Genomic DNA, 25,562 nt, shown 5'->3' with positions numbered 1-25,562 from the left:
TAAAAGGAACATTGTTATTTGTACGACAGCCAAAAGGGCTGCGCTTGTCTGGAAAAAGGGCAAGGTCTGGGAGGACAACAATTGAATAATCGCACAGAGGGCGCCAGCGGACCGCAGTCCGTCCCGGCGCTTTTGCACCGCAATGCCACGGAATTCGCGAATGCCCCGGCGTATCGCGAAAAGGAATACGGCATTTGGCAGTCGTGGACCTGGCGCGAAACGCTCGAAGAGATTGAGGCGCTGGCGCTGGGGTTGATCGATCTGGGCGCCAGGGAAGGTGATTTCGTTGCGATCATCGGGCGGAACCGGCCCAAGCTTTACTGGTCCATGGTGGCGGCGGAAATGGTGGGTGCAATCCCGGTACCGCTCTATCAGGATGCGGTTGCGGAAGAGATGGCCTACGTGCTGGGCCACTGCGGCGCACGGTTCGTGATCGTGGGCGATCAGGAGCAGGTGGATAAGGTTATTGAGATCCAGGATCAGTTGCCGACATTCGAGCAGATGATCTATCTTGATCCGCGCGGATTGCGGAAATACGACCATGCCAAGCTGCACCAGTATTCCCATGTGCAGGATGCCGGACGCGCCAAGCGGGATGAGCTTTTGGGGGAGTTGACCGCCCGCCAGGAGAAACTGACCTACGACAGCACCTGCGTGATGCTCTATACGTCGGGCACGACGGGCAAGCCCAAAGGCGTGGTCCTGAGCAACCGCAATGTGATCGAGACCTCGAAGTCGTCCTCGGAGTTCGATGATCTGCGGCAGACGGATGATATTCTGGCCTATCTGCCGATGGCCTGGGTTGGGGATTTTATTTTTTCGGTCGGTCAGGCGATGTGGACCGGATTCTGCACCAATTGCCCGGAAAGCGCGGATACGATGCACACCGATCTGCGGGAGATCGGGCCAACCTATTATTTTGCGCCGCCGAGGGTGTTCGAGACACAGCTGACCAATGTGATGATCCGCATGGAAGACGCGGGCCGTTTCAAGAAATGGCTTTTCGACATCTGCATGGCGCATGCGCGCAAGGTGGGTCCCGCCATTCTGGATGGGGAGCCGGTCAGCCAATGGGACAGGTTCAAGTATAACCTCGGCGAGCTATTTATCTATGGACCGTTGAAAAACACGCTTGGGTTCAGCCGCGTGCGTGTGGGGTATACGGCGGGGGAAGCGATCGGACCGGAGATATTTGATTTCTACCGATCCCTGGGGATCAACCTGAAACAGCTATATGGCCAGACAGAGGCCACGGTTTTCATCACGGCACAGCCCGATGGCGAAGTGCGCAGCGATACCGTGGGCGTCTGCTGTCCGGGTGTGGAATTGAAAATCGCCGAGAATGGGGAAGTCTTCTACCGCAGCCCGGGTGTGTTTGTGGAGTATTACAAAAACGCCGAAAGCACGGCAGATACCAAGGACGCGGAAGGATGGGTCGCGACAGGTGACGCCGGGTTTATCGAGGAAAAGACCGGGCATCTGCGGATTATTGATCGCGCCAAGGATGTGGGGCAGATGGCCAGCGGGGCGCTTTTTGCGCCGAAATACGTGGAGAACAAGCTCAAGTTTTTCCCCAACATTCTCGAGGCCGTGGTTTTTGGCAATGGGCGGGATGAGTGTACCGCCTTCATCAACATCGACCTCACAGCCGTGGGCAATTGGGCAGAACGCAACAACATTGGCTATGCCTCTTATCAGGAGTTGGCGCGGCACAGCCAAGTTATGGATACGATCCAGGGCCATGTTGAGGAGGTGAACCGTTCGGTGGCGCAGGATGATATGCTGTCAGGGTGTCAGATCCACCGGTTTGTCGTGCTGCACAAGGAGTTAGATGCGGATGATGGTGAGCTGACCCGAACCCGCAAGGTACGCCGTCGGATCATCGAGGAGAAATACGCGGATATCATCGCAGCACTTTATGATGGATCGACATCCGTGAGCACGGTCACTGAGGTGACCTATGAGGATGGGCGCAAAGGGTCGATATCGGCGACGCTGGAAGTGCGGTCGGCAGCAGTAGAGGCGATTGCGCAGAAGATGGCGGCGGAATGATGGAACGACGCTCGGCTGCGCCATCGCCCCGCCCACCATCCCGTTTGGCCGCAACTATTGCGAGAGTTCATCATGCTTGATCAGACCGAAGGATACACCACCGAAGACGGTCGCAAGATTGGTGGCGTGGTGATGGAGATGAAGAATATCACGCTGCGGTTTGGCGGGGTGGAGGCGATCAAGGACATTTCCTTTGATATTCGCGAAGGGGAGATCCGCGCGATCATCGGTCCGAACGGGGCGGGCAAATCCTCTATGCTCAACGTGATTTCCGGCTTCTATGTCCCGCAGGAGGGGCAGGTGTTCTACAAGGGCAGCCCGCGGCCACAGATGAAGCCCTATCAGGTGGCGCAGCAAGGCATTGCCCGCACCTTCCAGAACATCGCGCTTTTTGAAGGGATGTCGGTGCTCGATAATGTGATGACCGGGCGGCTGACCAAGATGAAAACCGGGCTTTGGGCGCAGTCTCTTTGGTTCGGCAAGGCGGAACAGGAAGAAACCGAAAACCGGGAATTCGCCGAAAAGATCATTGATTTTCTGGAAATTCAGGCGATCCGCAAGACCCCTGTCGCCCGTCTGCCCTATGGTTTGAAAAAGCGCGTGGAACTGGCACGGGCCTTGGCCGCCGAACCGTCTCTTCTGCTGCTAGATGAGCCGATGGCGGGCATGAATGTCGAGGAAAAAGAGGACATGAGCCGCTTTATTCTTGACGTGAACGATGAGTTCGGCACGACGATTGCGCTGATCGAGCACGACATGGGGGTTGTCATGGACCTGAGCGACCGTGTGGTTGTGATGGATTATGGCAAGAAGATCGGCGACGGCACACCTGATGAGGTGCGCAACAATCAGGATGTGATCGACGCTTATCTGGGTGTCAGCCATGATTGATGTCGCACGGCCAAATGTGCCTCGACCCGGCACCGGCATGACGTCGCTTGCGCGACGATGCGGAATGGTTTTTGCAACATCCGCCGCGTTTCTAATGGCATCGGCGCCTCAAGGTGGCGTTCGCGCGGACGCATGGGAGACTTTCCAGTCGCGATGCCTCGATGCTTTTGAGGCATTTTCGCCGGCGGTTCTGACCGATCTGAACTGGATCAAATACGCGCAACTGCCTGACATGTTTTCAAAGGACGCCAGGGCCTATGGGCCGACGGCTGAGGGAGATGTCGTTATCCTCGACCCTGCACCGCTTTTTGATGGGGACCGCCTGTGTTCCGTGTCCGGTGACATTGTGGATCGGGGCGAGATTGCCGGTTGGATCGCAGCACAGGTGCGGACGGAACGGTACGAGATGGCGCGGGAGAGGACCGCCACAGTTTTGTCAAGTCTTGAATGGATTGAGCCGCGTTTGCGGGTCACGCTGGTGCTGGAAGGGGTGCATGCGGGCACCTATTCCGTGCTGGAGACATACCTTGAAAGCTAATTTCACGTGCATATCGCGGGTCTTTGTATGACGCATGTCGGTCTTTCAGTGACCCGGCGGTTTTTTGCCGATATAACTATGGCATCACATCGATGCACGGTGTGCGGTACCGCTTGGTCTGAAATGCTCCTTTCGCGTGTGGATTCGGCTGGTGCCTTTAACCAGTTTGGAGATACGACATGATGAAATATTGGATGACTGGCCTTTTTGTGATGGGCGGAGCGATGCTCAGCGGCAACGAGGCGGAGGCGGCGAGTGCCGAATTCTGCGCCACCCCAATACCGGCGTTGGAACAGACCTGCGCTATTTTCCAGGACTACTGCACGGGCTATCTGAACGATCCCAATACGCTCGACCCGGAGACGTTAAGCGCCATTCCAGCATCGGTCAGCTCGCGGTTTGCGGCGAGTGAGTTGACGCAGGTGACGCTGGGCTACCGCACCACCCCGACACCCAACATCGCGGTGGTTTATGGCGATCAATTCCCGTCGTGTGAATTGTTGCTGACCGACCTGACTTTTTCGGACCTGGTGACAGCCTATAAAAGCTGGCGCGCGACCGAAGGGGCGGACTTCGTGGCAACCGCACCGTTTGAGCCCCTTTCCCAGCGGGATATGCCACGCGCCTACGCCGCCGTGTTTCTGGCCGCGCCCCGCGAAGACGGGCGGGTCACGGAGATTACGCTGAACTGGAACCTCAGTGCGGCGGGCTTGACGCGGCTCAAGGTCTCCTACCAGCCGGAACGCGAACACACCCGTGCACTGTTTGAAAGAAAGACCGACTGATGCCTGAGCAACTCGCCTTTACCATTGAAGTTTTCCTCAACGGGTTGATGGCGGGGGTACTCTACGCGTTGGTGGCGCTTGGCTTTGTACTGATCTACAAGGCCAGCGGCATTTTCAACTTTGCCCAGGGGGTCATGGCGCTTTTTGCCGCCATGACGTTGTATGGGATCATGAACGGTCAGGTACCGTTTGCGCATCTGATCAATGCAATCTTCGGCACCGACATCCATTACTTTGGCTGGAACATTCCGGCCTTTGCCGCGATCCTTCTGACCATCGGGGTGATGGTGCTGCTGGCCTGGATGGTGCAGCGGTTCATCTTCAGGTACCTCGTGGGGCAGGAACCGATCATCCTCTTCATGGCGACCATTGGTCTGGCCTATTTCCTCGAAGGGGTGGGCGATCTGATGTGGGGCTCCGACATCAAGACGCTCGATGTCGGTCTGCCACAAGGGATCAATATCGCGATTGATGAGACGACCTATGGTTGGTTTGGCTACGGCTTTTTCATCGACAATCTGGATATCGTGGCAAGTGTTGTAGCGATCATTCTGGTTGCCGCCTTGGTGATGTTTGCACAATACACCAAGCAGGGCCGCGCGATGCGTGCGGTGGCCGATGACCATCAGGCGGCGCTGTCGGTGGGCGTGTCGCTGAACTTCATCTGGATCCTGGTCTGGTCGCTCGCGGGGTTTGTGGCCCTGGTCGCGGGGATCATGTGGGGCGCAAAATCCGGCGTTCAGTTCTCACTGTCGCTGATTGCCTTGAAGGCGCTGCCGGTGCTGATGCTGGGCGGGTTCACGTCCATTCCCGGCGCGATCATCGGCGGGTTGATCATTGGGGTGGGCGAGAAGCTTTTCGAGTTCCTGATCGGTGCCCCCTATCTGGGCGGTGCGACAGAGAATTGGTTTGCCTATATGCTGGCGCTTTTGTTTCTGGTGTTCCGACCGCAGGGGCTTTTTGGGGAGAAGATCATTGAACGCGTGTGACACGTCCATGGTGTGCGGCGTTTATTCTTCCAGATTGCGGAAGAGCGCGACGGTCAGTGCGGCCAGCACTGTCACGCCGAGGGTCAGCGCGAGATTGAAATCTGCGAAGGTCAGCATGGCCAGACACAGGCAGGTCCCCAGTACGGCCAGACAGATGATGAGGCCAAGACCCCAGAGCGTCGCGCCCGACTTTTGCGGAACGGGTTCGGATACAGCTGCGCCTGTCGTAACAAATTCGGGTTCCACGACGTCGACACTGTCGATCAAGGCTGCGCGTTGCGCCATATATGCCGCGTCGGTGATATCGCCGCGCGCCAACTGCGCATCGAGGTCGCGCAATTCCTTGAGGATCGCCGTCATGTCGTCCACTCCTTCCCACCGGAGCGGTTTTGCACGTGCAAATGGGGCAGAATTGGGAAAAAGCGTGAAAGATTGTGAAGTGGTTAATGCGGCTTGCGGCTGGGGCGCTGCCCCAGACCCCGGGATATTTTTAGCCAAGAGAAACATCGGGGTCGGATGCGCTGGTGTGCGTCACATGGTTCAGGTTTCGAATGAGGAGACGTTAGATGTTCTATCGTGAAGCCGGGGATTTCAGCACGACCTATCCGCAGGACAGTCAGACGTTTCCGATTAAATTCGACCGGTGGCGGTATTATGCGGTGCTGTTTGTGGCGATCTTTGTCATCCCGTTCATGGTCAATGACTACTGGGTGAATTCGATCTTCATGCCGTTTCTGATCTACGCGATTGCGGCGATTGGGTTGAATATTCTGGTGGGCTATTGCGGGCAGGTCTCGCTTGGCACCGGCGGGTTCATGGCTGTGGGCGCCTATGCCTGCTACAAGCTGATGACCAGCTTTCCCGAGGTCAGCATGTTCATCCACGTGCTGCTGGCGGGCGGGATCACGGCCATGGTGGGTGTGCTCTTTGGCCTGCCGTCTTTGCGGATCAAGGGCTTTTATCTGGCGGTGGCGACGCTGGCCGCGCAGTTTTTCCTTGTGTGGTTGTTCAACAGGGTTTCCTGGTTTTACAACTACTCCGCGTCAGGTCAGATCAACGCGCCTGAACGTGACACTTTCGGCATTCTGATCACCGGTCCGAATACCGAAGCCTGGGCCACCTATCTATTCTGTCTGATCTTTACGGTGCTGTCGGCTGTGGTTGCGCGCAACCTGACGCGTGGGTCGGTCGGGCGGCAGTGGATGGCGATCCGGGATATGGACATCGCTGCCGAAATCATCGGGGTGAACCCGCTCAAAGCCAAGCTGACGGCCTTTGCCGTGTCGTCCTTCTTTGTCGGGATCAGCGGCGCGCTCTTTTTCGCGGTCTATCTGGGAGCTGTGGAAGTGGGTGAAGTCTTTGGCATTACTAAGTCTTTCCTCGTCCTATTCATGATCATCATCGGCGGGCTGGGGTCGATCTTTGGTTCCTTTGCCGGGGCGGCCTTTCTGGTGCTCTTGCCGGTGCTGTTGAAAATCATCGGCGTGGACTGGCTGGGCTGGCCCACGGACATCGTGGCGCATCTCAACCTCGTGATCGTGGGCGGTCTGATTGTGGTCTTTCTGATCGCGGAACCGCATGGGCTGGCGCAGCTTTGGCGCGTTGCCAAGGAGAAACTGAGATTGTGGCCCTTCCCGCATTAGGGCGGGCCACAGAATAACGGCGGGCAAACCCGCGACAAGACCCCGGGCAACCGGGACATCGGACAAACACCAAGGGAGGTAACACCGATGAAGTATAGACTAGGAACAATGGCCGTGGCCGGCCTGATGGCAGCAAGCCCCGTGATGGCGGATCTTGTTTTCCCATCGCTGAGCTACCGCACCGGGCCCTACGCTGCGGGTGGTATTCCGTTTGCGGATGGCTACGCGGACTATTTCACGCTGCTCAATGAGCGCGATGGCGGCATCGGTGGCGTGGCTGCCCGCGTGCTGGAGTGCGAAACCGGTTACAACACTGAAAAAGGTGTGGAATGCTACGAAAGCACCAAAGGTGAAGGCGCTTTGGTGTACCAGCCGCTTTCCACCGGCATCACCTATCAGCTGATCCCCAAAGCCACGGCAGATGACATCCCGATCCACTCCATGGGCTATGGCCGGACATCAGCGGCCAACGGCGACGTGTTCAGCCATGTTTTCAACTATCCGGCCAACTACTGGAACGGTGCGTCCGCCGCGATCAATCACATTCTCGAGGTGAACGGCGGCGACATTTCCGGCAAGAAAATCGCGCTGGTCTATCACAACTCCGCCTATGGCAAGGAGCCCATCCGGACGCTGGAGAAGCTTTCCGAAAAGCATGGGTTTGAACTGAGCCTGCTGGCGGTAGACCATCCCGGTCAGGAGCAGAAGTCACAGTGGCTGCAGATCCGCCGGGAAAAGCCGGACAATGTGATCATGTACGGCTGGGGCGTGATGAACCAGGTGGCGGTGCAGGAAGCCGCGAACATCCGCTTCCCGATGGAGAATTTCATCGGCATCTGGTGGTCGGGCGCTGAGATCGACGTGCAGCCTGCGGGCGACAAGGCCAATGGCTTCAAGGCGCTGGCGCTGACGGCGGTGGGCAGTGATTTCCCGCTGTACGATGATCTGCAGAAATATGTGGTCGAGACCGGCAAAACCGCCGGTGCAGGCGATCAACTGGGGACGGTACCCTACAACCGCGGGATCTATGCGGCCATGCTGGCGGCGGAAGCGGTGAAAAAAGCGCAGGAGATCCATGGGGTGGCTGATATCACCTCGGGTCAGATGCGCGATGGCATGGAAGCGCTGGAAATCACCGAAGAGGTGATGGCGGCCGCGGGTCTGCCAGGCTTTGGCCCGTCGTTCTCCGTGTCCTGTGAGAACCACGGGGGCGAAGGCATGGTGGCCGTGACTCAATGGGACGCGGGCGCGGGCAAATTCGTGAAAATCTCGGATTTTGCGCCGACCGATATGAGCGTCATCCAGCCGCTGATCGATGAGGATTCCGCAGCCTATAAGGCGGAAAACAACATCGACTCCAACTGCAACTAAAACCACACGGTCCCGGCGGTATCGCCGCCGGGACATCCATTCCGCTAAACTGAGGTCACCGCGCCATGCTGGACGCCGCCAAGGAACAGGACACAAGCGCCGACACGGTGCTGGAAGTCAACAATATCGAGGTCATCTACAATCATGTGATCCTCGTGTTGAAAGGTGTGAGCCTGAATGTGCCAAAAGGCGGGATCACCGCCCTGCTGGGCGGGAATGGCGCGGGCAAGACAACGACGCTCAAAGCGATTTCCGGCCTGCTGGCAAGCGAGCGCGGCGAGGTAACCAAAGGATCGATCCGCTACCGTGGCGAGATCATCCAACATCAGGATCCCGCGGAAACCGTGAAGCGCGGTGTCGTGCAGGTGATGGAAGGCCGTCATTGTTTTGAGCATCTGACGGTTGAGGAAAATCTGCTGACCGGCGCCTATACGCGCCGCGACGGCAATGCCGCGATCCAGTCTGATCTGGAGCTTGTCTATAGTTATTTCCCCCGATTGAAAGAGCGCCGCAAAAGCCAGGCGGGCTATACCTCGGGCGGTGAACAGCAGATGTGTGCCATCGGGCGCGCGCTGATGTCGCGGCCAGAGACGATCCTGCTGGATGAACCCTCCATGGGGCTCGCCCCACAGCTGGTGGAGCAGATTTTCGAGATCGTGAAATCAGTTAACGAGAACGAAGGTGTGACCTTCCTGCTCGCGGAACAGAACACCAATGTGGCGCTGCGTTTTGCGCATTACGGCTACATTCTGGAATCAGGCCGCGTGGTGATGGACGGCCCCGCCGCTGAACTGCGCGAAAATCCGGACGTCAAGGAATTCTATCTGGGCATGTCGGAGGAAGGGCGCAAATCCTTCCGGGACGTGCGCAGCTATCGCCGCCGCAAGCGGTGGCTTTCATAACCTTCAAGATGCGGAGAATTGCCATGCGTAAGTTTGCCTTTGCCATCGCCTTGACACTGGTCGCGGCACCGGTCGCGGCCGAAGATCTGGTGGTGCGAACCATTCTGAACGAGCAGCCCCTGAGCGGATCCGACGGCATGGTTGTGATCGTCTCCACGCTGACGGTCAAACCCGGCGGGCGCATCCCGCTGCACACGCATCCCGGCGATGAGCATGCGGTGATCGTTGTCGGTGGTACCGCGCTGATGCCGAATGGCAAGGAGGTCGCCTTTGCCGATGGTACGCCGATCTTCTTTCCCGAAGGTCAGTTGCATGGCGGCGTGACCAATCAGGGCGATGCGGATATCGAGATTGTGACCACTCATATTGTCAAGGCAGGTCAACCTTTCCAAACGGCGGCTGAGTAAAATGTCCACCTATTTTGACGATCTGGAAACCCGCAGTGCGGATGCGCGTGAAGCGGCGCAGCTGGCCGCACTCAAGGCGAACATCGAACGCGTGGCGGCGGCGCCGGGGGCGTGCCGGATCGCCGCTGGTTCAGTGCAGTCCCTAAGCGATTTGCAGAAACTGCCGGTCCTGCGCAAATCCGATCTGGCGCAATGGCAATCGGAGAGCCCCCCCTTTGGCGGCATCCCGGTAAGCAATCTGGCGCATGTGTTTCAATCCCCCGGACCGATCTATGAACCCGGTGGTATCACCCACGACTGGTGGCGCATGGGCCGGTTTCTGCACGCGGTGGGCATTGGCGCTGGGGACGTTGTGCAAAACTGTTTCGGCTACCATCTGACGCCGGCGGGCATGATTTTCGAATCCGGTGCGCGCGCGGTTGGGGCCACAGTGTTGCCTGCCGGGACCGGGCAGACCGAGTTGCAGGTGCAGGCCGCCCAGGCCGTCGGGTCAACCGCCTATGCTGGCACGCCGGATTATCTGAAGGTGATCCTGGACAAGGCCGCAGAGATGGGCGTGGCGTTGACGATCACCAAGGCCGCTGTCGGCGGTGGCGCGCTTTTCCCGGCGCTGCGTCAGGAATATGCGGATCGCGGCATCACCTGCCTGCAATGCTACGCGACCGCGGATCTGGGCAACATCGCCTATGAAAGCCCGGCCATGGAAGGGATGATCCTCGATGAAAAAGTGATCGTTGAGATTGTAACGCCTGGCACAGGTGACCCCGTCGCGCCCGGAGAGGTTGGCGAGGTTGTGGTGACAGCTTTGAACCCCGACTACCCCCTGATCCGTTTCGCCACCGGGGATCTCAGCGCGGTGATGCCCGGCGAAAGCCCCTGCGGACGCACCAACACGCGGATCAAGGGTTGGATGGGCCGCGCCGATCAGACCACAAAGATCAAGGGCATGTTTGTCCGTCCGGAACAGGTGGCCGCGCTGGTCGCGCATCACGATGCCATCGTAAAGGCCCGGGTCATCGCCAGCCGTGACGGCGCACAGGATGCCATGACGGTTCAGGTGGAGGCCACCGGGGTCGCGCCTGAAGCCGTTGCGCAATCCGTCGTGGCAACGCTGAAGATGAAGGGAACGGTCGAGGTGGTGGCCCCTGGCAGCCTGCCCAAGGACGGGCTGGTGATCGAGGACCAACGCAGCTACGACTGACGCCTGTCTTGCGGCCGTTGGTGAAGGAATGCGCATGGTAGCCAGTGCTGAAACGGCGACCTCTGAATTTCTGATCTCCGACGAGGAGGCGGTTGCGGCCGCGGAGGCTCTGGTGATCTGCATCCCGGGTGCCCTGACGCGCATCAGCATGTTTAACGCGGTGGCGGGTTGGCGCGTGGACGGGTGGGAACCGGTCTACTATCCATTCCCCGGCTTGGATGGCCGGGCGCTGGACCCACCTTTGAACATCGAGGACGCGGCGGCAGAAGTTGTGGCTTTTGCCCGGCGATACCCGTCCAAACGGATCTGCGTGATTGGGTTCTCGACGGGCGGGGCGATTGCGCTGACGGCTGCAAGGGGGTTGCCGCCTTCGGTGAAGGTGGCAGGCATGGCGCCCGCCTTGCCCAAGGCGGGCGGATGGCGCACCGGGCTGAGCATTGCCCGCGCGCTATCGGGCGCGGCGATAAGGGCGCGGTCGTTTGCGGTCAAACAAGTCTGGTTGGAGTATTATCGCGTCTTGCTTTTTGGGCACAGCGTCCATCGATATGCGGATACGGCGCGGCGAAGCGATAAGATCACAAGCGCGCGTCTGCCAAACATGGTGTTCCCCGACCGCGCGATCCTGCGGGCCCACACGCAGGATTTGAAACGCTGGAAGGGTCCTGTGGACCCTCTGCCCAACCCCCGAAATGTCCGGTTTTTCACGGGATCTGAGGACCCGGTGTTTTCTCCCGCACAAACGGCGGAATTTGCGGACCTAATTGGCGTGACCGGGATCTCAGAATACGCAGGGCACGGGCATTTGCTATTCCTTTCTGCGGCGCAAGTCTTTGATGACATCCGTGCGTTTTTTGAAGCACCCGTGCCCCATGATGATGTTCCGACTGGTAATTCTGACTAAAAGCGTCGAAAACGGCGATCATGTCAGACGCACCGATCCTGAAATCTGGAAAGATATCGCAAAACCGTGCGCGGGACGGGCAGCGCGTGTTGGCTGGCCTGTCCATTCTGGTGGCCTGCATTTGTGCGCTGCCGATGCTGGCGGTCGCCATCGCGGCCCTCAGCGGCGGCACGGACACGGTTGCGCATTTGATGCAAACCGTGCTGCCGCGCTATGCCGGAACAACGCTGGTGTTGGTGCTGCTGGTCTCAATAGGGACCTTTGCGCTGGGGGTCGGGGCCGCCTGGCTGGTCACCATGACCCGCTTTCCGGGTGTCCGGTTTTTCGAGATTGCATTGGTGTTGCCCCTGGCCTTTCCGGCCTATGTGTTGGCCTATGCCTATACCCATATTCTGGATCACCCCGGTATTGTTCAGGCGAGCCTGCGCGCGCTGACCGGTTGGGGGCCACGCGACTATTGGTTCCCAGAGATCCGCTCTGTCGGCGGCGCGGCGACCATGCTGATTCTGGTGCTCTATCCCTATGTCTACCTGCTCGCCCGCGCGGCGTTTTTGCAGCAAAGTGCCACGACCTTTCTGGCCGCGCGCGCTCTCGGGGCGAGCGCCTGGTCCGCATTCTTCAAAATTAGCCTGCCGCTGGCCCGTCCCGCCATTGCGGGAGGTGTTCTGCTGGCGGTGATGGAGACCATCGCGGATTTTGGCACCGTCGCCTATTTCGGGGTCCAGACCTTTGCCACGGGCATCTACACCAGTTGGTTTTCGCTGGCCGACCGGGCGGGGGCGGCACAACTGGCACTGTGTCTGCTGAGTTTTGCCCTCTTGCTGGCGATGCTGGAACGGGCACAGCGGGGCGGGGCAAAATACCACGATCCATCACGACGCCAGCAACGCATGGAGCCCGCGCGCCTGACCGGGCTGCGGTCAGTACTGGCTATTGGATTGTGCGCTGTGCCGGTGCTTTTCGGTGCGGTACTGCCCATCGTCGTGCTGTTTTCCATGGGATTGGGGTCGGAGCAGAACCTGCTCAGCACGCGGTATCTGGGGTTCATCCAGAACTCCCTGACGCTTGCCTCGGTCGCCGCGCTCTGCACGGTCGCCGCGGCAATCATCGTGGGATTCTTCCAACGGGTGCGGCCCGGGCGGATGTCCCAAGGGGCGGTTTATGTGGCCCGTCTGGGATACGCGGTGCCGGGGGGCGTGATCGCGGTTGGCCTGCTGGTGCCCTTTGCGGGGTTCGACAATGCGCTTGATGCCTTCATGCGCGCCCAGTTCGACATCTCCACCGGCCTGCTGATCACCGGGTCGATCTGGCTGCTGGTGGCCGCTTATATGGTGCGCTTTCTGGCAGCCGCTTTGGGCGCCTATGAGGGCGGTCAGGCGATGGTCCCTGCGAATATGGATGCCGCAGCCCGGTCGCTGGGCCAAACACCCACCGGTACCTTGCGACGTGTGCACCTGCCGATCCTTGCGCCCAGCCTATTGACCGCCTTGCTGATCGTCTTTGTCGACGTGATGAAGGAACTGCCCGCAACGCTGATCATGCGGCCCTTCAATTACGACACACTCGCGGTGCAGGCCTACCGCCTTGCCTCCGACGAGCGGTTGGAGGGGGCGGCTGTGCCGAGCCTTGTGATCGTGGCCATCGGCTTGCTGCCGGTCATTCTGATCTGTCGGCAAGTGGGGCGGCGCAGCCGGTAAGGTGGGCCCTGGGCCACCGCCCCCGCAATTTATGCGTCTTCGCCGATCTTATCCTGCGTTTGCGTGTCGAAATCACTGGCGTCATGGCGTTCGTGCAACTGCATTTCCGGCTCGCCAAAGGTGCGGTTGACCATGCGCCCGCGCTGGACAGCGGGGCGGGCATCAATCGCCTTGGCCCACCGCATCACATGGGGATAGCTCTCGACATCCAGGAACTCCGCAGCGCTATAGAGACGGCCCAGCACCAGCTGACCATACCAGGACCAGATGGCGATATCCGCGATGGTGTACTCGGCGCCTGCGATAAACTCATGCTCGGCGAGTTGCCGGTCCAGCACGTCCAACTGGCGCTTTGTCTCCATCGTGAAACGATTGATCGGGTATTCGAACTTCTCCGGGGCGTAGGCATAGAAATGACCAAACCCGCCGCCCAGATAGGGCGCTGACCCCATCTGCCAAAAAAGCCAGGAGAGGGCTTCGGCCCGCGCGGCGGGATCCCTTGGCATGAACTTCCCGAATTTCTCCGCCAGATGCAGCAGGATCGCACCGGATTCGAAAACGCGCGTGGGTGTGTCGCCGGAACGGTCGAGCAATGCCGGGATCTTGGAATTCGGGTTCACCTCGACGAAGCCGCTGCCGAATTGATCGCCATCGCCGATCTTGATCAGCCAGGCATCGTATTCGGCGTCTTTGATGCCAAGGGCGAGGAGCTCTTCCAGCATCACCGTCACCTTCACGCCGTTGGGTGTGGCCAGCGAATAGAGTTGAAAAGGATGCTTGCCGACCGGCAATTCCTTGTCATGGGTTGGCCCCGCGATGGGGCGATTGATGTTGGCGAATTTTCCGCCATTTTCGGCATCCCACGTCCAGACAGCTGGCGGAATGTATTCGGTCTTGTCGGTCATTGGCCCCTCAATCTTGGTATTTGACAGACTAAGCACTTATGTTGAGCAGACTCCAGAACAAGGGCTGGTTCGGTCAGCATCGGGACATCAAACATGGTGCCACACAGGATGGAACAGGCAGGCGGCGCGGGGCGCAATTCCCGTTTGCAGGGCCTATGCGTGGGCGGAACAACCAAAATACGGCGTTATGCGTGGGGATCGGGCGCTGCCCGGTTTTTCATATCTGTGGCTATGATCACTTATTTGTGCTTGCAGGCGTCACCCTTGCCCGCCGAAACCGACGCTCCAAATGCGGTGACCCAGGCCCACGGGCTGATGTGGAACCGCACCGGGTTGCCCGCGGTCTTCCCGCTGCAGGTCAAGACGCCGTCAGGTCAGAACTATTATCTGACGCTGCTGGATGCCGAAACCGGTGCCGCCGCGCTGGCGGCCTTTATTCAGGGCGGCACATTTTTCAAAGTGCTGGTGCCGCCGGGGACATATGATCTGCGGTTGGTGCGTGGCGAGACGTGGCAAGGGGAAGAAAAGCTGTTTGGTCCGGGCAAGCAGTCGACGGTCATCACGCTGGCGGACCCGCTGACCTTCGCGGTGCGCGATTTCAGTACGAAGGCAGGTCATCTCATCGATGTATCCACAGCCGGACCGGACCAAATGGCCCGGATTTCGGTGAAGCCCCAATTCATCTGTCAGACTGTCAGGCTGAAGGACTTCCCGCGCTTGCGACCGTCATCCGACGACATTCTGGCCCATGAGCTGCGATTCCCGGAAAATGATGATCTGGTGCGCTTGCCGCGTTTCGCCAAGGAGGGTTTTCGGGCCACCGGTAAGGACGCGGTTTTCCCCGACCGGCAAGCACCCCATTTCTCTTTTCCTGAATATGAGGTCGAGGGCAGCCTGTGCTAGCGCTGCGCGTCGACCAATAAAAAAGCCGCCCGGACAGGCGGCTCTTTTGAAAGATGATGTTGCGGCGGCTCAGCCCTGGCGGGCTTTGAACCGGCGTTGCGTTTTGTTGATCACGTAAACGCGGCCTTTCCTGCGCACAACACGGCAGTCGCGGTGCCGATTCTTGAGCGAGCGGAGCGAATTGCGAACCTTCATGGTCGTTCTCCTCATGTTGTGGCGCGGGCCAGCGCCGGGTTACGGGTCGTCCGCACAAGCGAACGGGTGAAACAGGTGGTGGGCGATACTGGGATCGAACCAGTGACCCCTTCGATGTCAACGAAGTGCTCTACCGCTGAGCTAATCACCCCCTATATAACGCGATTTTCTTAACCCCAAACAAAAATGGGGCGCGAAAAGACGCGCCGGTAGCGGGGTCTTTAAAAGGAGTCGCAGCTAAGATCAAGGGCTTTTGGTTTTTGCTTTTTCTGCGCTATGGTCGTTTCAAGAGGATGGTACATGTCAAAGTCAGCGTTTGAAGTCTTTTACCCCGAGCAGAACCAATCTTGCGTGGTTTTTGCCTCGCCCCATAGCGGGCGCGAGTATCCATGGTCGCTTTTGCGTTCCACCGTGCTGGACGATCACGCCATTAGGTCCTCCGAAGATGCATTTGTGGATCAGCTCTTTGATTCTGCGATCCAATTCGGCGCGACTTTTCTCAAAGCGGGTGCCCCGCGGGCCTTTGTGGATTTGAACCGCAGCAGTGATGAGTTGGACCCGGCGCTGATAGAGGGCGTGCGGCGGCAAAGCCATAACCCACGGGTGGCATCGGGCCTTGGGGTGATCCCCCGGGTGGTCGCCAACGGGCGTGCCATCTATCGCGGCAAACTGAGCATGCTGGAGGCCCGGCAGCGCCTGAACGACTACTGGCACCCCTATCACAACATGCTGCAATCCCTGCTGGATGACGCCATACGCCATCATGGGCAGGCGGTGCTGATTGATTGCCATTCGATGCCGCATGAGGCGGTGCAGGGGATCGTCCGGCGCGGTGCGAAACGCCCCGAGATTGTGCTCGGCGACCGTTTTGGGGCCGCCGCCTCGGGGGACGTTGTCGACCGGGTTGAGGCGGCCTTTGCCGCCGCTGGTTTCGCAGTGTCGCGCAACGCACCTTTTGCCGGGGCCTATGTCGCGCAGGCCTATGGGCGCCCGACCCGCGGCCAGCATGCCGTGCAGGTCGAAATTGACCGCGCGATCTATATGGATGAGCAGTCGATCAAACCCTCGGCGCATTTTGCTGATGTTCAGCGCACGTTGCGCGGCGTGATCGCAGAGATTGCGCAGATCGGGCAGGAACGCATGCCGCTGGCTGCCGAATAGCCGCTACCGCAGGGCGCGGCCTTTCAAAATGGCATCGGGGCCGAAGCGGGCGCGTATTTCATCCGTCGCGCGTTCGGCCTCACCGCGCCGTTTTGCCTGTGGGTCCAGCAGATCGCCCGAGCGATCCGCCCCGTCCGCGTTGATTAGATCCGAGATGCCGCAGCCCAGCAGCCGATAGGGACCTTGATCGCCGACTTGGTCAAAAAGCCCGCGCGCGGTGCGGTAGATCGTGTCTGCCATCTGTGTGGCATCGCGCAGGCTGACCCGGCGCGACAACAGCGAATGATCCGAACGCTTGAGTTTCAGCGTTACGACGCGTCCCGCGATGTCCTTGGCCTTGGCGCGGTCTGCGACCTTTTCCGCCATGCGCCACAGATGCCCGTCCAGCAGGTCAGGGTCGCTGGTGTCGTCATGGAATGTCGTCTCGTTGGAGATTGATTTCATCGGGGCATGGGCCGAGACGCGGCGCCGGTCCTGACCGCGTGCCAGATGCCAGAGCCGGTCGCCCATTGATCCGAAGCGTGCGATCAACTCCGTGCGCTCCCAGCGCAGCAAGTCCGAAAAGGTACGGATGCCCGCCTTGTCGAAAGAGGCCTGTGCTGCGGGCCCCACGCCCCAGATCATGCGCACCGGCTTGTCGCGCAGGAAATCATCTGTTTCGGCTTCCCCTATGATCGAAAAACCGTGCGGCTTGTTCAGGTCAGAGGCAACCTTGGCCAGAAACTTGTTATGCGACAGACCGATGGAACCGGTCAGCCCAAGCTCGGTGCGCATGCGTTTGATCAACCGCGCCAGCATAACCGCCGGAGGATGCCCATGCAGGCGTGTCGTGCCGGTGAGATCCATGAACGCCTCATCCAGGGACAGCGGTTCGATGTCCGGCGTCATCTCCTCCATCATCGCGCGGATCGCGCGCGAGGCTTCGACATAGGCGCTCATGCGGGGTTTGATGATCACCGCGTCGGGGCAAAGCTTGAGCGCCTGAAACATCGGCATGGCAGACCGCACGCCGCGAATTCGGGCCACATAGCAGGCCGTTGAGACAACGCCGCGTCGCCCGCCGCCGATGATCACCGGCTTGTCCTGCAGGCTGGGATCGTCGCGCTTTTCGACCGACGCATAAAAGGCATCGCAATCCATATGCGCAATCGACAGCGAAAAGAGTTCCGGGTGCGCCACGACACGGGGGCTGCCGCAGGCGGGACAGCGGCGTCCTTGGTCAAATTCGGTCAGGCAATCGCGGCAAAGTGCGGGCATTTGCGGGCAGTTCGTCTATCATGAAGATATGGTCCAACCTTACGCCAGCGCAGATGAAATGAACATGCCCTTCACCGGGGCGAAGCTGGCGCTGTTGATCGGGCGCGGGATCATCACGATCCTGCGGGATGATCGCACGGACATTCCATATCCGGGTCATTGGGATCTGCCGGGCGGTGGCCGCGAGGGTGCAGAGACACCGCTGGACTGCGCGTTGCGTGAAACGCGTGAGGAATTGGGGTTGGACGTGCCGCCCGATACCGTTTGCTGGCGCCGGTTCTACCAGACGGGCGATCAGAGCAATTGGTTCTTTGTCGCGCGGCTGGACCTGGGTGCAGAGCAGGCGATTGTTTTTGGCGATGAAGGACAGTGCTGGCGCATGATGGAGGTGGCTGAATTTCTGCAGCATCCGGGGGTCGTGCCTCGGTTTCAGGAGCGGCTGCAAGATTTCCTGGAAGAGGGTGTTTCTTAAAAAACCCCCCCGCTGCTTTAAGCGGGGGGAGGTAACGAACCTCAGGAAGACGCGGTCCGTTGGGGAGTATCACCTGGGGTTAAGATACCACTTAAAGGCGAATTCACCTACCGCCAGATCACCGGTTTGAACCAGATGCAGTGGTCTGTTGTGCATTAGCCACAGTGGGTTGTTTTTACAGCCCGGGCCGACATTCGGGTTGCACCTGTGGATAAATGCGAATTCTGAATAGGGATCAGTGGTTTGGGTTGTGCGCCTGTGGGCTGTTCAACTCCGCCACAATGGCCTCTGCGGCAGCGCGCGGATTTGATGATTTCCACACCGGACGGCCCACAACGATGTGGTCTGCGCCATCTGCAACCGCATTTGCCGGGGTTGCGACGCGTTTCTGATCCCCCAAATCGGCACCGGCGGGGCGCACACCTGGCGTCACAATCAGCCGGTCCTGTGCCTGGGGCAGCGCGCGGATCATCGCAGCCTCCTGCGGGGAGGCGATCACCCCGTCGGCACCTGCCTCGAAAGCGCGTGCGGCGCGGGCTCCGACCAGTTCCGACACATCACCCGCCCTGATCTGGCAGACGTCCAGATCAGCACGGTCCAGCGAGGTCAGAATGGTCACCGCGAGGATCTTCATATCGGACGCACCCGCGCCTTCCTTGGCTGCAGCGACCACATGCGGATCGCCGTGCACCGTCAGGAAATCGAGGTCAAACTGTGCCAGACCCCGGACAGCGGCCTCGATAGTGGCGCCGATGTCAAAAAGCTTCATGTCGAGGAAAATGCGTTTCCCCTGTTCCTGCTTCAGCTCATTGGCCAGGGCCAGACCGCCCCCGGTGAGCATGCCCAGACCGATCTTGTAGAAATTCACCGCATCGCCCAGTTGCGTGGCCAGCTCCGCACCCGACAGTGCGTTGGGCACATCCAATGCCACGATCAATCTGTCATCCGTCATCATCTGCTCCGCTGTCTGTTGCGTTTCCATATGCTCTTGGATCGCGGCTGTCCATCGGGTCGGGGGTCAGACAAAAAAAGACCCGGAAGACGCCGCAAGTAAGCGCTCCGGGCCAAGGTGATTGATACAGTCTCAAAGGCGGTGCCGCGTTACCCGATCTGGGGTAGCTGCCAGGCCACAACCTCTCACCTTTGAGACCGGTTGCTCCGCCTGATGAAGTGGAGTTGTGAAATCAGGCGAACCAACTGGAACTGGCAGAACAAGCCAACTTATTACGCAACGACGAGACCGGCAGAACACGGGGCGAACCGTGATTGGGCCTTTGTCTGCAGTGATAGATAAGGGCGGTGGCGCTGCGCGTAACGGGGAAAGGCAGCGGCGCTTTCCCATAAGGGCGTATTTGATTTACGTCACAGCAAGACCATCGCTGTATGACTATAGTTCTATTGGAGCGTGCGGGCCTCTTGAAGCGGGCGCCCGTGCGCCCCAGATAAAGTTCAAGGTCCCATCCGCTGACGTGCCGCCTGGTCGGGCGTAGCCACCCGGGACGCTTTGGAAAAGGAGAAATACCATGGACTTGACCAAGTTCACGGAGCGGTCGCGCGGCTTTATCCAAGCGGCGCAGACGATCGCAACACGCGACAGCCACCAGCGCCTGGCACCCGAGCATATCCTCAAGGCTTTGATGGACGATGATCAGGGATTGGCAAGCAATCTGATTTCGGCTGCGGGCGGCACCCCTGCCCAGGTTGTGCAATCAACCGAAATTGCCCTGTCCAAGATGCCGAAAGTCAGTGGCGATGCGGCACAGATTTATCTTGATAATACCACACAAAAAGTGCTGACCGAGGCCGAAGCGCTGGCCAAGAAGGCAGGCGACAGTTTTGTACCCGTAGAACGCATTCTAATGGCGCTCTGCATGGTAAAATCGGCGGCAAAAACGGCGCTGGATGCCGGTGGCGTCACAGCACAAGCTCTGAACAGTGCGATCAACGACATTCGCAAAGGCCGCACGGCGGATACCGCGAGCGCCGAGGAAGGCTATGACGCGCTGAAGAAATACGCGATGGACCTGACGGAGCGCGCCGAGGCGGGCAAGATCGACCCGATTATTGGTCGCGATGAGGAAATCCGCCGGGCCATGCAGGTGCTGAGCCGCCGGACCAAGAACAACCCGGTCCTGATCGGTGAACCCGGCGTGGGCAAGACGGCGATTGCCGAGGGTCTGGCGCTGCGGATCGTGAATGGCGACGTGCCCGAAAGTTTGCGAAACAAGAAGCTGCTGGCGCTCGACATGGGCGCGCTGATCGCAGGCGCAAAGTATCGGGGTGAATTCGAGGAACGCTTGAAAGCGGTCTTGACCGAGGTGACAGAAGCCGCGGGTGAGATCATCCTTTTCATCGATGAAATGCACACGCTGGTGGGCGCGGGCAAGGCCGATGGCGCGATGGACGCGGCCAACCTGATCAAACCGGCCCTGGCACGCGGCGAATTGCATTGCGTTGGGGCCACCACGCTTGATGAATACCGCAAATATGTCGAGAAAGACGCGGCCCTGGCCCGCCGGTTCCAACCGGTGATGATCCTGGAGCCGACGGTTGAAGACACCATCAGTATCCTGCGCGGCATCAAGGAAAAGTATGAGCTGCACCACGGGGTGCGGATTTCCGACAGCGCGCTGGTCGCCGCCTCGACGTTGAGCCACCGCTACATCACTGACCGCTTTCTGCCGGACAAAGCCATTGACCTCGTTGATGAGGCCGCAAGCCGTCTGCGTATGGAAGTGGACAGCAAACCCGAAGAGCTGGACGCGCTGGATCGGTCGATCCTGCAGATGCAGATCGAAGCCGAAGCGCTGCGGCTGGAGGACGACACCGCTAGCAAAGACCGTCTGGAGACGCTGGAAAAGGACCTGGCCGACTTGCAGGAGCGCAGTGGCGAGATGACCGCGCAGTGGCAATCCGAGCGGGACAAGCTGTCGAGCGCGCGGGATCTGAAAGAGCAGCTGGATCAGGCCCGCGCCGAGCTGGAGATTGCGAAACGCGAAGGCAATCTGGCTAAGGCCGGTGAGCTTTCCTACGGCGTGATCCCGCAGCTTGAAAAGCAGCTTGGTGAGGCCGAAGGCCGCGACGACAGCGATATGCTGGTCGAGGAGGCCGTGCGTCCTGAGCAGATTGCAAGCGTTGTCGAGCGCTGGACAGGGATCCCCGCAGGCAAAATGCTGGAAGGGGAACGCGACAAGCTCCTGCGCATGGAAGATCAACTGCACAAGCGGGTGATCGGTCAGGGCACGGCCGTTCGGGCGCTGTCGAATGCGGTGCGCCGCGCGCGCGCGGGGTTGAACGACGAAAACCGGCCCTTGGGCTCTTTCCTCTTTCTCGGGCCGACCGGCGTAGGCAAGACCGAGCTGACCAAAGCCGTGGCCGAGTTCCTCTTTGATGATGACAGCGCCATGGTGCGCATCGATATGTCGGAGTTCATGGAAAAACACGCGGTGGCGCGGTTGATCGGGGCCCCTCCCGGCTACGTCGGATATGATGAGGGCGGCGTGCTGACAGAAGCTGTGCGGCGCAGACCCTATCAGGTGGTGCTTTTCGATGAGGTCGAAAAAGCGCACCCGGATGTGTTCAATGTGCTGTTGCAGGTGCTTGATGACGGGGTGCTGACCGACGGGCAGGGCCGCACGGTGGATTTCAAGCAAACGCTGATCATCCTGACGTCGAACCTTGGGGCGCAAAGCCTGAGCCGTCTGCCCGATGGGGCGGATGCCTCGGATGCCAAACGCGATGTGATGGATGCGGTGCGGTCGCATTTCCGGCCTGAGTTCCTGAACCGTCTGGATGAGACCATCATCTTTGACCGTCTTGGCCGTGACGATATGGACGGCATCGTCGATATCCAGATGGCGCGCCTGCTGAAACGGCTGGCGGCCCGCAAAATCACGCTGGATCTGGACGATGGTGCACGCAAGTGGCTGGCCGACGAAGGCTATGACCCGGTCTTTGGCGCGCGGCCCCTGAAGCGCGTCATCCAACGAGCGTTGCAGGATCCGCTGGCGGAAATGCTGCTGGCGGGTGATGTGAAGGACGGCGATACGCTCAACATCTCCGCCGGGGCCGAAGGGCTAATCATCGGCGACAGGGTCGCGGCTACCAACCGGCCCAAGCCGGATGATGCAGTCGTGCATTGAGGCGCTACACGTTATGACGTCAGAAAGGCCGGGCATATGACCCGGCCTTTTTCATGAACCTTCCCCCTGACTTGGTGATCTTTGATTGTGACGGTGTTCTGGTCGACAGCGAACCGCTGACCAATGTGATCATTCGGGACAATCTGGCGCGGCACGGGCTGAAGATTTCTATCGACCAGGTTGTCGATCTCTTTGTCGGTGGCACCATGATGGGCGTGATGAAAACCGCGCGTGACATGGGGGCGAAACTGCCGGGGGGATGGCTGGACACGATATATAGCGAAATCTTTGACGTGCTTGCCGACCGGGTTGAGCCAGTGCCCGGCATTGCGGCCGTTCTGGACGCATTGGACGATGCTGGTATCCCTTATGCTGTCGGCTCAAACGGCCCGCACCGGAAAATGGAAATCACCCTCACGCGCACGGGTCTCATCGAACGCTTGCAGGGCCGCATCTATTCCCGTGAAGACGTCGCAAATCCGAAACCCGCGCCCGACGTTTACCTGAAGGCCGCGCAGGAAGCTGGTGTTGCGCCGGACCGGTGTGTGGTCGTCGAAGACAGCGCCAGTGGTGCCCGGGCAGGAAAGGCCGCAAACATGTGCACATTCGGGTATGTCGCGCAGAGCGATCCGGCGCGGCTGGACCCCATCTGCGACCGGCTTTTTGCGTCGATGGATGCGCTGCCCGATCTGCTGGGCCTGTGAGACACCGCCCCAAACGTTACAGTTTCCTGTCTCATTCGTGACTCGAAATGGTTTGGTCCTGAACCTAACACTCTCTACATGATGCAAAACGCGATTGCGCAGGAGTAGACGATGGCACATCGGTGGACGAATAACCTGACCCGTGAGGAGATCACGCCGGAGCCGCTTTTCATGAACCGCCGGCAGTTGATCGCCGGTGCGGCGGCGGGTGCCGCTGTGGCCGGTCTGAGTACGCGGGCTGACGCGCAGGAGGCGCTGGAGCCGAACCCCTGGGAAGACATCACGCAATATAACAACTTCTATGAATTCGGGACCGGCAAGACGGATCCGGCGGCTTATGCCGGTGCGTTGACGACGGATCCCTGGACGGTGACCATTGATGGTCTGGTCGAAAAACCCGGTGAATACAGCTTCAAGGACATCATGGCTGAGATGACGGTGGAGGAGCGCATCTACCGCTTCCGCTGTGTCGAGGCGTGGTCGATGGTGATCCCCTGGAACGGATTTGAACTGGCGGACCTGCTGGAAATGGCCGGCGCCCAGCCCGAAGGCAAATTCGTGCGTTTTGAAACGCTCTATCGTCCCGAAGAAATGGTTGGTCAGAAATATCGCACGATTGACTGGCCCTATGTCGAAGGGCTGCGCATGGATGAGGCGCTGCACCCGCTGACGATTATGGCGACGGGTATTTACGGCAAGACCATCCCCAATCAGAACGGCGCGCCGATGCGTTTGGTGGTGCCGTGGAAGTATGGCTTCAAATCGATCAAGTCGATTGTGCGGATCACTGTTACCGACGAAGAGCCGGTGAACACCTGGCAGGATCTGCAAGCCAGCGAGTACGGGTTTTATGCAAACGTGAACCCGGAGGTGGATCACCCGCGCTGGAGCCAGGCCACGGAACGCAAAGTGGGTGGCGGGCTGTTTTCAAAACGGGTGCCGACGCTGATGTTCAACGGGTACGCAGAAGAGGTTGCCAGCCTTTATGAAGGTATGGACCTGCGAAAGTACTATTAAGCAGTTTGTGCTAGGGTACGCCCATGACGGTTGTTGATCACATAAATGCGTTTGCGCGCCGGGTGCCCACTTGGGGCCTCTATATACTGTGTCTGCTGCCCGTGCCCTGGTTGCTCTATCTGGCGCAGACGGGCGGCTTGGGACGTGAACCCATCAAGGCGCTTGAACACGAGCTGGGCGAGATTGCCTTGCAGCTGTTGATCATCGGCCTGACGATCACCCCCCTGCGCCGATTGCTCGGGGTCAACTTGCTGAAGTTTCGCCGTGCTTTGGGATTGCTGGCCTTTACATATGTCGCGCTTCACTTGCTGGTCTGGTTGGTGCTGGATGTAGGCATCCTCAGCCAGATCTGGGCGGACATCCTGAAGCGCCCGTATATTACCATAGGCATGGTTGGCTTTATCCTGCTGCTGCCCCTCGCGGTGACCTCCAACAACTGGTCTGTGCGGAAACTCGGTGCTGGCTGGCGCAAGTTGCACCGGCTTTCTTATCTCGCCGTGCTGCTGGGTGGTGCGCACTATATCATGCTCACCAAGACTTGGGCGGCTGAACCGCTCCTCTATATGGCTGCGATTCTGGGTCTTCTGGCGCTGCGCCTGCCCAAAGTGCGCAGCAAACAGGCTGTCTGAGCCTCGACCGCTGGAAAATTCAGCAGGGTATGAAGGTGCCGACTCGGGGTTTCAGACTAAAACACCGCGATTTGCCGATTCATTTTTGACCATTTGGACGAATCTTTGCCTTCGGGCGGATGAATCACCAGTGATTCAGGCGATTCACGCCGCGAGTCGGCCCTGATTTGCCAAATGAATCGAGGAGTCTTGGGGATAGCTTTGTGGATAACGCTATATATAGGGATATGGGATGCGCCACTGACCGCTGATAAACGAAATTTTCATGCTGAAAGCGGTCTTGCAGGGAAATTTTCAACAAGCAAAGGTCTGTTTTTAAAGTGAAAAGCAGAAAGATGTAAAAAAAATGACGTTTCTTGAAAAAAGGGGTTGCGGGTACCCCGTACTAACCGTAGAACCCCCCTCACCGGCGGCGCAGAGATGCACCAACGGGGCGCCAGACGAGCGGGACACACCGGAAACGGGACGGACCGAAACGAGACGCAAGAATAAAATCAGAGGTAAACGAGGCGGGGCGCGCCAAAGAAGTTAGGGCGCACACTGTCACTTTTGTCTCTACGCTCTTTGAAATTGATGAATATCTGAAGAGATATGTGGGCGGTTTGGTTCATTCGATGGATCAACGTCTGTATATCGCGCTCTTAGGCTTCGGCCGATGATGGAGTGTCAGCTTCACTGTTTGGACGGCTTTCCGGTTACTTTGGTAACCTGAAGCACAACAAACAGAGACTGTTCTGCAAGTTACAGTAATGCTTGTAGAACGATGTGCAGAGGTTCGAACGTCAAGGATAAGCTCGTAA

The 25,562-nt window shown here is 59.2% G+C and carries 24 protein-coding genes and 1 tRNA gene; 19 read left to right on the top strand and 6 right to left on the bottom strand.

Features of this window, described 5'->3' with window-relative positions; all coding sequences use genetic code 11:
* Positions 1–81 precede the first annotated feature (81 nt).
* The 5 genes from Q1A63_RS00515 to Q1A63_RS00495 all read left to right on the top strand — a co-directional run bounded on the left by Q1A63_RS00515 (position 82) and on the right by Q1A63_RS00495 (position 5,255).
* Complete coding sequence (locus Q1A63_RS00515; RefSeq protein ID WP_299630294.1) at positions 82–2,052, top strand: AMP-binding protein; 1,971 nt, start codon at positions 82–84, stop codon at positions 2,050–2,052.
* A 72-nt stretch (positions 2,053–2,124) separates the two neighbouring features.
* Complete coding sequence (locus Q1A63_RS00510) at positions 2,125–2,943, top strand: ABC transporter ATP-binding protein (protein WP_298968344.1); 819 nt, start codon at positions 2,125–2,127, stop codon at positions 2,941–2,943.
* Positions 2,944–3,007: 64 nt separating this feature from the next.
* Positions 3,008–3,481 (top strand): hypothetical protein, encoded by a 474-nt coding sequence (locus Q1A63_RS00505; protein WP_299630292.1) that lies wholly within the window; start codon positions 3,008–3,010, stop codon positions 3,479–3,481.
* Between the two features lie 179 nt (positions 3,482–3,660).
* Complete coding sequence (locus tag Q1A63_RS00500) at positions 3,661–4,266, top strand: hypothetical protein (protein WP_298968341.1); 606 nt, start codon at positions 3,661–3,663, stop codon at positions 4,264–4,266.
* Entirely contained in the window at positions 4,266–5,255 is a 990-nt protein-coding gene (locus tag Q1A63_RS00495; RefSeq protein ID WP_298968339.1) for a branched-chain amino acid ABC transporter permease, read from the top strand. Before Q1A63_RS00500 ends, Q1A63_RS00495 begins: the two co-directional genes overlap by 1 nt.
* Before the next feature lie 21 nt (positions 5,256–5,276).
* Here Q1A63_RS00495 and Q1A63_RS00490 read toward each other — a convergent pair whose 3' ends face one another.
* Positions 5,277–5,615 carry an SHOCT domain-containing protein gene (locus Q1A63_RS00490; protein ID WP_298968337.1) on the bottom strand — a complete coding sequence of 113 codons (339 nt, stop codon included), beginning with the start codon at positions 5,613–5,615 and terminating at the stop codon, positions 5,277–5,279.
* A 206-nt stretch (positions 5,616–5,821) separates the two neighbouring features.
* On the opposite strand from Q1A63_RS00490, the gene Q1A63_RS00485 reads away from it, so the two are divergent.
* The 7 genes from Q1A63_RS00485 to Q1A63_RS00455 all read left to right on the top strand — a co-directional run bounded on the left by Q1A63_RS00485 (position 5,822) and on the right by Q1A63_RS00455 (position 13,377).
* Positions 5,822–6,898 (top strand): branched-chain amino acid ABC transporter permease, encoded by a 1,077-nt coding sequence (locus Q1A63_RS00485; protein WP_298968335.1) that lies wholly within the window; start codon positions 5,822–5,824, stop codon positions 6,896–6,898.
* Positions 6,899–6,985: 87 nt separating this feature from the next.
* A complete protein-coding gene (locus tag Q1A63_RS00480) occupies positions 6,986–8,269 on the top strand; it encodes an ABC transporter substrate-binding protein (protein ID WP_298968334.1) in 1,284 nt (427 codons plus the stop codon).
* 65 nt (positions 8,270–8,334) lie between these two features.
* Positions 8,335–9,171 carry an ABC transporter ATP-binding protein gene (locus Q1A63_RS00475; RefSeq protein ID WP_298968333.1) on the top strand — a complete coding sequence of 279 codons (837 nt, stop codon included), beginning with the start codon at positions 8,335–8,337 and terminating at the stop codon, positions 9,169–9,171.
* 23 nt (positions 9,172–9,194) lie between these two features.
* Positions 9,195–9,578, top strand: coding sequence for a cupin domain-containing protein (locus Q1A63_RS00470; protein ID WP_298968331.1), 384 nt, complete (start codon positions 9,195–9,197; stop codon positions 9,576–9,578).
* Position 9,579: 1 nt separating this feature from the next.
* Positions 9,580–10,779, top strand: coding sequence for a phenylacetate--CoA ligase family protein (locus Q1A63_RS00465; protein ID WP_298968329.1), 1,200 nt, complete (start codon positions 9,580–9,582; stop codon positions 10,777–10,779).
* A 34-nt stretch (positions 10,780–10,813) separates the two neighbouring features.
* Positions 10,814–11,680 (top strand): alpha/beta hydrolase, encoded by an 867-nt coding sequence (locus Q1A63_RS00460; RefSeq protein ID WP_298968328.1) that lies wholly within the window; start codon positions 10,814–10,816, stop codon positions 11,678–11,680.
* A gap of 20 nt (positions 11,681–11,700) precedes the next feature.
* Complete coding sequence (locus Q1A63_RS00455; protein WP_298968326.1) at positions 11,701–13,377, top strand: iron ABC transporter permease; 1,677 nt, start codon at positions 11,701–11,703, stop codon at positions 13,375–13,377.
* 29 nt (positions 13,378–13,406) lie between these two features.
* Here Q1A63_RS00455 and yghU read toward each other — a convergent pair whose 3' ends face one another.
* Positions 13,407–14,282: a glutathione-dependent disulfide-bond oxidoreductase gene (yghU, locus tag Q1A63_RS00450; RefSeq protein ID WP_298968325.1), complete on the bottom strand. Its 876-nt coding sequence runs from the start codon at positions 14,280–14,282 to the stop codon at positions 13,407–13,409.
* Positions 14,283–14,513: 231 nt separating this feature from the next.
* Between yghU and Q1A63_RS00445 the strand changes: the two genes are divergently transcribed.
* Positions 14,514–15,185: a hypothetical protein gene (locus Q1A63_RS00445; protein WP_298968323.1), complete on the top strand. Its 672-nt coding sequence runs from the start codon at positions 14,514–14,516 to the stop codon at positions 15,183–15,185.
* A 69-nt stretch (positions 15,186–15,254) separates the two neighbouring features.
* On the opposite strand, the gene ykgO is transcribed toward Q1A63_RS00445, so the two are convergent.
* Complete coding sequence (gene ykgO / locus Q1A63_RS00440) at positions 15,255–15,380, bottom strand: type B 50S ribosomal protein L36 (protein WP_005850168.1); 126 nt, start codon at positions 15,378–15,380, stop codon at positions 15,255–15,257.
* Between the two features lie 76 nt (positions 15,381–15,456).
* A tRNA-Val gene (locus tag Q1A63_RS00435) sits at positions 15,457–15,531 on the bottom strand.
* A 149-nt stretch (positions 15,532–15,680) separates the two neighbouring features.
* Here Q1A63_RS00435 and Q1A63_RS00430 point away from each other — a divergent pair.
* A complete protein-coding gene (locus Q1A63_RS00430; RefSeq protein ID WP_299400769.1) occupies positions 15,681–16,541 on the top strand; it encodes an N-formylglutamate amidohydrolase in 861 nt (286 codons plus the stop codon).
* A gap of 3 nt (positions 16,542–16,544) precedes the next feature.
* Here Q1A63_RS00430 and Q1A63_RS00425 read toward each other — a convergent pair whose 3' ends face one another.
* Positions 16,545–17,798 carry a DNA polymerase IV gene (locus tag Q1A63_RS00425; protein WP_299630285.1) on the bottom strand — a complete coding sequence of 418 codons (1,254 nt, stop codon included), beginning with the start codon at positions 17,796–17,798 and terminating at the stop codon, positions 16,545–16,547.
* Positions 17,799–17,826: 28 nt separating this feature from the next.
* Here Q1A63_RS00425 and Q1A63_RS00420 point away from each other — a divergent pair, with 28 nt between their 5' ends.
* Positions 17,827–18,270, top strand: a complete 444-nt coding sequence (locus Q1A63_RS00420; RefSeq protein WP_299630283.1) for an NUDIX hydrolase — start codon at positions 17,827–17,829, stop codon at positions 18,268–18,270.
* A 235-nt stretch (positions 18,271–18,505) separates the two neighbouring features.
* Here Q1A63_RS00420 and pyrF read toward each other — a convergent pair whose 3' ends face one another.
* Positions 18,506–19,222: an orotidine-5'-phosphate decarboxylase gene (gene pyrF / locus Q1A63_RS00415; RefSeq protein ID WP_299630281.1), complete on the bottom strand. Its 717-nt coding sequence runs from the start codon at positions 19,220–19,222 to the stop codon at positions 18,506–18,508.
* Positions 19,223–19,793: 571 nt separating this feature from the next.
* Between pyrF and clpB the strand changes: the two genes are divergently transcribed.
* From clpB to msrQ, 4 genes are all read left to right on the top strand, one after another.
* The gene (gene clpB / locus Q1A63_RS00410; RefSeq protein WP_298968315.1) at positions 19,794–22,412 is read left to right on the top strand and encodes an ATP-dependent chaperone ClpB; all 2,619 of its coding nucleotides are present in this window, start codon (positions 19,794–19,796) and stop codon (positions 22,410–22,412) included.
* A 53-nt stretch (positions 22,413–22,465) separates the two neighbouring features.
* Positions 22,466–23,116 (top strand): HAD family hydrolase, encoded by a 651-nt coding sequence (locus tag Q1A63_RS00405; RefSeq protein WP_299630279.1) that lies wholly within the window; start codon positions 22,466–22,468, stop codon positions 23,114–23,116.
* A 111-nt stretch (positions 23,117–23,227) separates the two neighbouring features.
* Positions 23,228–24,133 carry a protein-methionine-sulfoxide reductase catalytic subunit MsrP gene (gene msrP / locus Q1A63_RS00400; RefSeq protein WP_298968311.1) on the top strand — a complete coding sequence of 302 codons (906 nt, stop codon included), beginning with the start codon at positions 23,228–23,230 and terminating at the stop codon, positions 24,131–24,133.
* 23 nt (positions 24,134–24,156) lie between these two features.
* Positions 24,157–24,762, top strand: a complete 606-nt coding sequence (gene msrQ, locus Q1A63_RS00395; protein ID WP_298968309.1) for a protein-methionine-sulfoxide reductase heme-binding subunit MsrQ — start codon at positions 24,157–24,159, stop codon at positions 24,760–24,762.
* The last annotated feature ends 800 nt before the right edge of the window (positions 24,763–25,562 follow it).

Origin of the sequence: uncultured Roseobacter sp. (genome assembly GCF_947499265.1) — a bacterium.
Classification (GTDB): domain Bacteria; phylum Pseudomonadota; class Alphaproteobacteria; order Rhodobacterales; family Rhodobacteraceae; genus Roseobacter.
The sequence above is the reverse complement of the archived record's forward strand: the minus strand, read 5'-3'. Positions and strand labels throughout refer to the sequence as shown.